The sequence below is a fragment of the Agrobacterium sp. A3-95 genome (assembly GCF_053521785.1).
Map to the genome: position 1 here is coordinate 368,878 of NZ_JBNWDR010000006.1, position 8,498 is coordinate 377,375.

The window sequence follows — 8,498 nt, forward strand, 5'->3', positions numbered from 1 at the left end:
TAGAAGCGGAAGACGCACGCCGATGTAATGAACACCATAAGCCATCTTATGCCGGCGCCGCAGAGCTAGTTGCCAATTCTACCCACGGATCAAATGATCGCCGGATGTTCCCTCTTCTTCATCGTAGAAAAAGTCACCCGCCGCATTGCAGGCTCCCTGCGGTCCTCACGTGTCGCGTTCGCGACTATAGTACTTCCTATGACGTGCGGAATGCGGTCAGTCCTAGTTATGGAAAGCGCGAAAACTCAGCGACAGTTTTCGTATGGATCGGCGAAACCTTTATCAACCGCGTAAATGATGACCCATACCATAAGTCGATTTCATCTCGATACGACACCTCCGTAAAATGGCTCAAGGAAAGCCTAAAGGAGGCACGCCACGTGCAAAGAACAGTTATTGTCACAGGTGGATCGCGCGGGATCGGTCGCGCCACCGCCCTGCTCCTTGCCGCACACGGTTGGGACATTGTCGTCAATTACGCCAACAATCATGACGAAGCCGCATCTGTCGTCGCAGAGATCGTCGGACGAGGTGGGCGTGCGAATGCGGTTCGCGCCGATGTTTCATCAGCGGCCGAAATGAAGGCGCTCTTCGATCAAGCGGAAGGCGCTTATGGCAAGGTGAACGCGCTGGTGAGCAGTGCGGGCATCATCAGGCCGTCGCTGATCAAAGACCTCGACGACGCAGGGTTGTCGGAACAACTAGACACAAATCTTAGAGGAACAATTAACGGCATGCGCGAAGCCGCGCGACGCATCGTCGACGGCGGCCGCATCGTTAGCATCTCCAGCACGACGCTTGCCCTCAACCCTCCAGGCTACGGCATCTACAACGCGACGAAAGCCGCCATCGAGGCTCTGACGCGCGTGCTTGCCAAGGAGCTTGGAAGTCGGCGGATTACCGTCAACGCCGTGGCTCCTGGTCCTGTCGAAACGGATTTGTTCGTTACGGGCAAGAGCCAGACCGAGATCGACCGCATGGCCCAAGCGGCACCCTTCAAACGTCTCGGACAGCCACAGGACATTGCCGAAGTCGTCGCATTTCTTCTGTCTGACGCAGCAGGATGGGTCAATGGCCAAGTCGTGCGCGCCAATGGCGGCTTGGCTTAAGGAGAAACATTATGTCCCAGAAAGTCATTGTCGTCACAGGCGCCGGATCCGGTATCGGTCGCGCCGTCGCCGAGGCGCTCGCCATTGCGGGCCACATTGTCTACGCTTCGATGCGATCTCTCAAGGATCGAAACCAGGACCGTGTGGAGCAGGTGTCGCGGTTTGCGGCGGAGAAGAAAATAGACCTGCGCGCGCTTGAGCTCGACGTCCTCTCGGAGGAAAGCATAAGAGCAGCGTTCGATCAGGTCCTGTTCGAGACCGGCCGTCTCGACGTGGTCGTCAACAATGCGGGCATGCTGATGGTGGGCATTGCCGAAGCCTTCACGCCTGCGCAAATGGCAAGAATTTTAGACACCAACGCAATCTCCTGGCTTCGGGTAAACCGGGCAGCGCTGCCAATCATGCGCCGGCAGAAGGAAGGCGTCCTTGTCCACGTTGGCAGCACGACCTCGCGCATCCATGAGCCCTTCATCGGGCCCTATATCGCCAGCAAGGCGGCGGATGAGGCTCTGGCTGAAGCGATGAGCTTCGAAGCGGCACCTTTTGGCATCGAGAGTGTCATGGTCGTGCCCGGCGCGTTTACATCCGGCACGGAACATTTCGCGGACGCACACGGACCGGAGAGCCTCGCCGTCGTCAGCCAATACGGTGAGCTTCCGGATCGTCTTCGCGGCCTCGGCACAGCGCTTGAGGTACTGGATGCCGACAAAGGCCTCGGTCTGACTGTCGAATCCGTTGGCAAAGCGGTGAAGGATGTCCTCGATCTTCCGTTCGGAGAGAAACCGTTCAGGATTACGATCGATCCACAGGCCAAAGGGACGGACGAGATTGAAGCCTTGATCGGCGCCAGGCAGCGTTCGTTCTTCGAGAGACTTGGGATAGCCGACCTGATGAGGCCCAAGCGTCCATAGTCTGAACCCGACCACGCAATCGCGAGCAGACCTTACTTTCCATAGGAACATACGCATGAGCGACATCCTCCAAACCGCTGGCTTGGTCATCGCGTTGGCAACGCCATCTCCTGCTACACAGGGCAGTTTATCTGTCGAGCAGGCGATCGAGGTCGTGCGGCCTGTCTATAACGCACTCACCGCGGCGTCATCAGCGGATGTGCGCATTCATCTTGAAAGCGGCACGACAAAGGATTGGCAGAATTGCGGCTCTACCAACGCCTGCGATGACCGCGAAGCGACGATCGCGAGATGGAGCGCCCGGATCGCCAAGGTACCGGATTTCAGGTTCGAGATCAGGGATGTTGTCACGATGGGGAACAGGATTGTTGTTCGCAGCGAAGCTCAAGGCACACCTGTCGGCGAGTTTCTCGGTGTCGCCCAGTCCGGTCACGCCTTCCGGATCATGACCATCGATGTCCACGAAGTTCAAGATGGCAGATTTTCCCGGACATATCACGTCGAAGACTGGGCGCGCGCCGCGCGCCAGCTGCGCGACCAGGATTGAGGCGAGTTACACCCGCGCATGCCATCTAACCTTTCTGGCACAGGCCAGTCTAGGAGTCGGCCTTTTCAAAGAGTGACCCGATCACCTCACGCAGCCAGCGCTGTGCGGGGTGAACGTCGTTGCGCCTATGCCATGCCATATCGAACTTTGCCGTTCCAAGTTCCAATGGCGGCTTCAGGACGTGAAGCTGTTCGCGATACCCGGAAGCTTCGACGACGCCCTTCATCAGCGTCGCTATCAGGTCGGACGACGCAACGAGCGGCGGCGCGGCGTACATTTGGGGGAGCGTCAGCGAAAGGCGCCGTCGCAACCCCAGCTTGCCGAGCGCGGCATCGACCATCCCGAAACGCTCGTTTTCCGGAGAAACCAGAAGATGCGACATCTGGAGAAACGAGTCGAGCGTTAGCTCTGCGTCTGCTTGCGGATGGTCTTTGCGGAGGACGCAGACGAAACTCTCCTCGAACAGTCGTTCGCTCAGGATACGACCTGCCGTCGTGTGCGGCACGCCGACGGTTAGATCTGCCTCCCCAGAATCCAGAAGCGAGAGGACCGCGTCGCGATGGTCGAAGTTGCGGATCCGTAAAACGATACCCGGCGCCTGAGTTCGCAGGAGAGCAAGTAGTTTTGGCAGGACAATAAACGCCGCGTGCTCGGAAAGGCCGATCGAGAATGTGACGGTTGACTTAGAGGGGTCGAAGACCTGCGTGAACTCCAGAGTTCGTTGGATTTCTGCCAGCGCATGGCCGAGAGGTTCGGCGAGATCGAGCGCGCGCGGCGTCGGCTGCAACCCGTCTGGGCCACGAATAAACAGATCATCCCGCAAGAGAGCACGCAGACGGGAAAGTGCTGCACTCATCGCCGGCTGTGTGCGCCCGATCCTTACTCCTGCACGCGTCACGCTCCGCTCGGCCATTAGAGCGTCGAAGGCAACAAGGAGGTTCAGATCGATACCATGTAAATCCATGCGGTGGATGTTACAGCATATCTAATATCGATTTCAACGATGAAATCGCGTGACGTACGTTGCTCATCGTCAACATGGAAAGATTAATATGAGCAACGAACAACCACCATACAGCGGGATAAGCACCGCAGATCTACAGACGCTTCGCACCTTCTACAAAGCGTTTGAAGGAAACTCTGATCTACTTGACGAAAGCGTCGTCGCGGACTGGCAAGACATTCCGCTTGCGCCGGGCCAAGCGGCGGGCCGGGATGGGTTCAAACCCATGATCGCCGCTTTCTCTGAAGCGTTCGCTGACCTCAAGATCGAGATCGTCGATGTGATCGGCGGGCCGGACAAGGCAGCGGTCCGCGCCGTCATTACCGGCCGCCACGTCGCAGCTTGGTTCGGAGTCGCCCCGACCGGCCGCGAATTCTCGCTTCCGATCCATGAGTTCCACGCCTTTGAGAACGGCCGGATTACCCACACCTGGCACATGGAAGACTGGATGGGCTGGTTTGCCCAGATGGGTGCCTGGCCGGTCAAGAACTAGGAGCTGACAATGCAACAGATCATTCTTTCAGACTATGAGCAAACCCCTGTTCTGCAGGACGCCGCTATGCCTGAGCCGAAAGACGGAGAGGTGCTGGTCCGCATCGCAGCCGCGGCCCTCAACCCGCTCGACGTCAAGCTGCAGCGCGGTCAGGTGCACGCCTACTTCCCGCTCAGCTTCCCGTCGGCCATCGGCACTGATCTCGCGGGCACGATCGAGAAAACAGGCTCGCTGACCTCGCGGTGGCGGACGGGCGATCGGGTCATGGCGCGGCTCGATCCGACGACGGGTGGCGCCTTTGCGGACTATGCAATCGTGCCGGAAGATCAACTGGTGCTTGTTCCTGAAGATCTGGACCTCAACAGCGCAGCCGGATTGCCAACCGCTGCAGGAACAGCTTGGCAGGCACTTTTAGAGATGGCAGATCTTCAAGCCGACCAGACCGTCCTTGTGCATGCGGGTACCGGGGGTGTCGGAAGCTTCGCTATCCAGTTCGCCAGGGGCCTTGGCGCCCGGGTTATGGCCACTGCGTCGGGAGACGGTGTGGAGATCGCGCGCGAACTGGGTGCAGATCAGGTCATCGACTATCGATCCGAGGATTTTGCCCGCAAGGTTTCCGACATCGATGTGGTGCTGGACACGATCGGCGGGGAGACACAGCAGCGCTCTTTCGAGGTGTTGCGCAGTGGTGGTAAGCTGCTTTCCACCGTGTCTCCGCCCGATCAGGCACTGGCGACCGCCCACATGGTCGAAGGTGCATTCGTGTTTCACACATCGAACGCAAAGCGGCTCTCGGATCTGGTCAAGGCGATGGGCGCAAAGGGCCAATCGGTCCTGATCGATGATGTTTTCCCCATTACCTCGTTCGCAGAGGCCTTCGAGCGTCAGGCATCTGGCAGGGCGCGTGGCAAGATCATCCTGAGTTTCTGATCGCCCTCGTGGGAGCAATGAAGCCGGGCGGCGTTTTCGCCCGGCTCTTTCTTCTTATCACTCGGCGCTCGTGAACCGTTTATGCCGTGCCGAAGTAATCCAATCCTTCGAGATCGTCGATCAATGCGGGGCCAACCGGCCGCCAGCCGAGTTCTTGCTGTGTCCGCTGGCTGTCGACGGGGTTATCGACTCCAACAAAAGGGCGCCAGGAAGCCGAACTGGCGCTTGGCTTGCAGCGATGTTGCGGATCGGACTGGAAGACCGAGATCTTTGGCCATGATTTCAGCAATCTGCTTGTATGTGACCCCCTCCTCTGCTGCGCCGTGATAAACACCCCCCGCCCGTCCCTTTTCAAGCGCTAGCTCGAAGAGAGAGACGGCGTCGCCGATATGTACTCCACTCCATCGATTTGAGCCGTCTCCGACATAGAGCACCTCACCATTCTTACGGGCAGCTGTCGCGAGTTGCGGAATTAATCCGCTGTCGCCCCGACCGTGCACTGACGGCGCGAGCCGAACCACGGATGCCCGCACGCCACGCTGCGCCCATTGCCTCACCAAGGCCTCGCTGACAGCACGAACGTGACCGGGCGAGCGGGGATCGGGCAAATCGGATTCCACAGCAAGGCGTTCGGCGCGCGCGCCTGGGGGGCCGGCCACGCCCATAGTAGCGAACGCCGTCACCATCGGGCGTCCGGATCCAGCCAACGCCGCGGCCAAAGCATCGATGGCTGCCTCGTTCGTGGCCGTTATCGCCTGCATCATTCTCGCGACGGTGTTGCCGGGCCATCCTCCAAGGAGAGCGCCAAACAAGCGCCGGCGCGGTAGGTCGCCCGGCGAAAAGCTGTAGGCGAGATGGACGACCGCATCGGCCTCGGCAGCTCCTCTACGGAGAATATCGAGATCGACGATGCTCCCTCCAAGCGGACGCACGCCCAGAGACCGTAATCGATGCTCTGATGTCTTTGAACGGGCCAATCCGACGATCTCGTGGCCTTTTGCTGACAAATGCTCAGTGAGCGCAGGGCCGACGAAACCGGTTGCCCCCGTCATGAAGATACGCATCTAGTTACTCCTTGGAAGTTGTCACGGGGTGAGCGAACAGAACGCTTGTCGGACGACGCCAGAGAAAGAGCTCGGCGAGCAGAAGGTTTGGTAGCCAGCAAGCCCATGCGATAGTGCGGTAGGCTGTTAGAAATTCGACGTTGAAGACGTCCGAGAGCGGCAGGTAGATACGAAGCGTCACTGCTGAGAGCGTGAGCGCAAAGGACCGGATCATCCAGCGCCGGTGCGATGCAATACGGCCGGCAAGAACCTCGTGCACTGCAAGACCTGTCGTTATAAGCCACGCCAAGCCGAGGGCAGCGAAACCCGCCCCGGCCACGGGACCCGAGGACAGACCAGTCGCCAGCACCAGCGCCGCTAGGCCACCGCTCGCGCAACCAAGTGCGTAAATGCGACCGATACACTTGTGAAGAAACGGCCACCGTACTCTTAATCGCGGCCGAAATTGCCACGGTCCGAGAAGCAGTGCTGTTGCAGCACCGGCCGCGTGCACCGCGATCCAGGGATCAAAATGCCGGTTGGCAGCGACATTTGGGGGGACCGGCCCTTGGCCCAGAAGATAGCGATAGGAAATCAGCGCCACCGCGGTTGAGATCGTTGCCGCGGACGCCCAGACGAACAGGCCCAAGCGCGATCGAGATAGATGCGCCGTTTTCACAGCATCCTCAAGAAGCAGGATGTCCGAAACCGGAGTACGAGGGGTGTGGGCATGAGATTTCCTATGATCATTTAGATTTCCAAACTATCCCTTGTTGCACGAACCATCTATGCTTATCCGACCGAGAAATCTTCGAGATCGTTCGAAACATGGATCCATTGTCCGACATCCTGACCATTCTAAAGCCCCGTCGGCTGGAGACCGGCGCCACCGATGTGGGAGGCGACCTGTCGATCCGGTTTCCACCGCATGAAGGCCTGTACTGTTATGCGGTGCTGGAAGGTGCGTGTTGGTTGACGCTGGAGGACGGCGCCACGCCGCTCCGGCTCAAAGCCGGGGATTGCGTCTTAATGCCGAGCGGTCGTCCGTTTCGCATTTGCAGCAAACAAGGCCTCACATCCGTGGATGCCGCTGTTTTCTTCGCTGGCCGGAGCAATGGCGAAGTCGTTATCTATGAGAAGGGAGGCACTTGTTTTGTGTGTGCCGCACATTTCGGTTTCGACACTCCGGATTCGAGTTTGCTGCTCGGCATGCTTCCGCCGGTTGTCCATATTAACGACCAAACAGATCAGACCGCGATGCGCTGGGCGCTGGACCGGATGATGGCGGAGCTGCGTACACCTAGAGCAGGAAGCGATCTTCTCGTTGAGCACCTCTCCCACCTGATACTGATCCAGGCACTGCGCCAGCACCTCACAGCGCGGGACGGCACACGTGTTGGATGGCTTTCGGCGTTAGCTGACCCACCCGTCGCAGCGGTCATCGCAGCTCTGCATGCGAAACCAGCTGATCGATGGAGCGTCGCGGCAATGGCCAAGATCGCTGGCATGTCGCGCACTGTCTTTGCGCTCCGCTTCAAGGCGAGCGTCGGCGCCAGTCCGATGGAATATCTGACGCGCTGGCGCATGATGTTAGCCGCCAACGCTCTGAGGCAGCCACACAGAACAATTGCCTCAGCCGCGCTGGCAGTCGGATATGACTCTGACAGCGCGTTTAGCACCGCCTTCAAGCGCATTATGGGCTGCTCGCCTCGTAAGTATCATGCAAGGATGAGCAATGAGAACGCTGTCTAGAGCTGCATCACACATCAAAAATTGCTTGGAACTCGATACTCTGTTCGAACAGAGCGAGCGCGTAATTGGCTGGGTCAGGCGTTCACGACGTAAGGTCGTTGCTAGGTCCTGTTGACAAAGTTGGGCAACCATATTTTTGCGGCGACCAGGGCGAGGAAGCCATCGAAAGATTTTCGGGTCTTGTCGTATCGGGTAGCAACACGACGGAACTGCTTGATCCGATTGAACATCCCGATGCAGTTTCAATCTTGTAGTTTCTGAAGTCGCAGGCGGGCGAGGCTTTCCGGTTTGTCTTCGGCGGGATGACCGGCCTGATCCCTTGGAATGGGCGGCGACAATTACGCCGACGTCTTATTCGAAATGGGGCTCATGTATGCGACCGGTCGCGGCTGCGCCGTTGATTTCATCGCCGCCCACAAGTGGCTGATCATCGCCGCCATCAAGGGCTAAGCTGGGCTGCAGCACCGCGCGGTGACCTTGCCCAGACGATAAGCTAGGCCGAACTCGCCGATGCACCATGTCCCGCCCGCGAATGGATGACGGCGCACTGATGAATGATACAAGCTCGGACGCAATTAGAGCTGTGGGCTGTGCTTTTTTCCCAGCCACGTTGGGGTCGGAACAAGAGCAGTCCGAAATCGTACGCTAAGGTCGAACGAAACCGGAACGATACCGTAGATCGGATGTGCAACATCCGATCTCTGTGGATT

At 58.7% G+C, this 8,498-nt stretch carries 10 protein-coding genes and 1 pseudogene; 7 read left to right on the forward strand and 4 right to left on the reverse strand.

Annotation, left to right across the window (positions count from 1 at the left end; genetic code table 11):
- Positions 1-380: 380 nt before the first annotated feature.
- From ACQZ5Y_RS18015 to ACQZ5Y_RS18025, 3 genes are read left to right on the forward strand one after another with little or no spacing between them, the layout of a single operon-like run.
- Positions 381-1,109, forward strand: coding sequence for an SDR family oxidoreductase (locus ACQZ5Y_RS18015; RefSeq protein WP_019567140.1), 729 nt, complete (start codon positions 381-383; stop codon positions 1,107-1,109).
- A gap of 11 nt (positions 1,110-1,120) precedes the next feature.
- Positions 1,121-2,020 carry an SDR family NAD(P)-dependent oxidoreductase gene (locus ACQZ5Y_RS18020; RefSeq protein WP_174051282.1) on the forward strand — a complete coding sequence of 300 codons (900 nt, stop codon included), beginning with the start codon at positions 1,121-1,123 and terminating at the stop codon, positions 2,018-2,020.
- 55 nt (positions 2,021-2,075) lie between these two features.
- The gene (locus ACQZ5Y_RS18025) at positions 2,076-2,567 is read left to right on the forward strand and encodes an ester cyclase (RefSeq protein ID WP_174051280.1); all 492 of its coding nucleotides are present in this window, start codon (positions 2,076-2,078) and stop codon (positions 2,565-2,567) included.
- Between the two features lie 49 nt (positions 2,568-2,616).
- On the opposite strand, the gene ACQZ5Y_RS18030 is transcribed toward ACQZ5Y_RS18025, so the two are convergent.
- On the reverse strand, positions 2,617-3,531 hold the full coding sequence (locus tag ACQZ5Y_RS18030; protein WP_112500389.1) for a LysR family transcriptional regulator: 915 nt from the start codon (positions 3,529-3,531) through the stop codon (positions 2,617-2,619).
- An 88-nt stretch (positions 3,532-3,619) separates the two neighbouring features.
- Here ACQZ5Y_RS18030 and ACQZ5Y_RS18035 point away from each other — a divergent pair, with 88 nt between their 5' ends.
- Together ACQZ5Y_RS18035 and ACQZ5Y_RS18040 are read left to right on the forward strand one after the other, a co-directional pair.
- Entirely contained in the window at positions 3,620-4,063 is a 444-nt protein-coding gene (locus tag ACQZ5Y_RS18035; protein WP_019567144.1) for an ester cyclase, read from the forward strand.
- A gap of 9 nt (positions 4,064-4,072) precedes the next feature.
- Entirely contained in the window at positions 4,073-4,993 is a 921-nt protein-coding gene (locus ACQZ5Y_RS18040) for an NADP-dependent oxidoreductase (RefSeq protein WP_174051279.1), read from the forward strand.
- Positions 4,994-5,175: 182 nt separating this feature from the next.
- Here the strand turns inward: ACQZ5Y_RS18040 and ACQZ5Y_RS18045 are convergent, their stop codons facing one another.
- Together ACQZ5Y_RS18045 and ACQZ5Y_RS18050 are read right to left on the reverse strand one after the other, a co-directional pair.
- Positions 5,176-6,057 (reverse strand): NAD-dependent epimerase/dehydratase family protein, encoded by an 882-nt coding sequence (locus ACQZ5Y_RS18045; RefSeq protein WP_211380954.1) that lies wholly within the window; start codon positions 6,055-6,057, stop codon positions 5,176-5,178.
- Positions 6,058-6,061: 4 nt separating this feature from the next.
- On the reverse strand, positions 6,062-6,685 hold the full coding sequence (locus ACQZ5Y_RS18050) for a DUF2306 domain-containing protein (RefSeq protein ID WP_174051277.1): 624 nt from the start codon (positions 6,683-6,685) through the stop codon (positions 6,062-6,064).
- 179 nt (positions 6,686-6,864) lie between these two features.
- On the opposite strand from ACQZ5Y_RS18050, the gene ACQZ5Y_RS18055 reads away from it, so the two are divergent.
- Positions 6,865-7,788, forward strand: coding sequence for an AraC family transcriptional regulator (locus ACQZ5Y_RS18055; protein WP_174051275.1), 924 nt, complete (start codon positions 6,865-6,867; stop codon positions 7,786-7,788).
- Positions 7,789-7,889: 101 nt separating this feature from the next.
- Here the strand turns inward: ACQZ5Y_RS18055 and ACQZ5Y_RS18060 are convergent.
- Positions 7,890-8,110, reverse strand: a pseudogene (locus tag ACQZ5Y_RS18060) (IS5 family transposase); the annotation flags it as partial.
- A gap of 2 nt (positions 8,111-8,112) precedes the next feature.
- Here ACQZ5Y_RS18060 and ACQZ5Y_RS18065 point away from each other — a divergent pair.
- Positions 8,113-8,238 (forward strand): hypothetical protein, encoded by a 126-nt coding sequence (locus tag ACQZ5Y_RS18065; RefSeq protein WP_019567150.1) that lies wholly within the window; start codon positions 8,113-8,115, stop codon positions 8,236-8,238.
- The last annotated feature ends 260 nt before the right edge of the window (positions 8,239-8,498 follow it).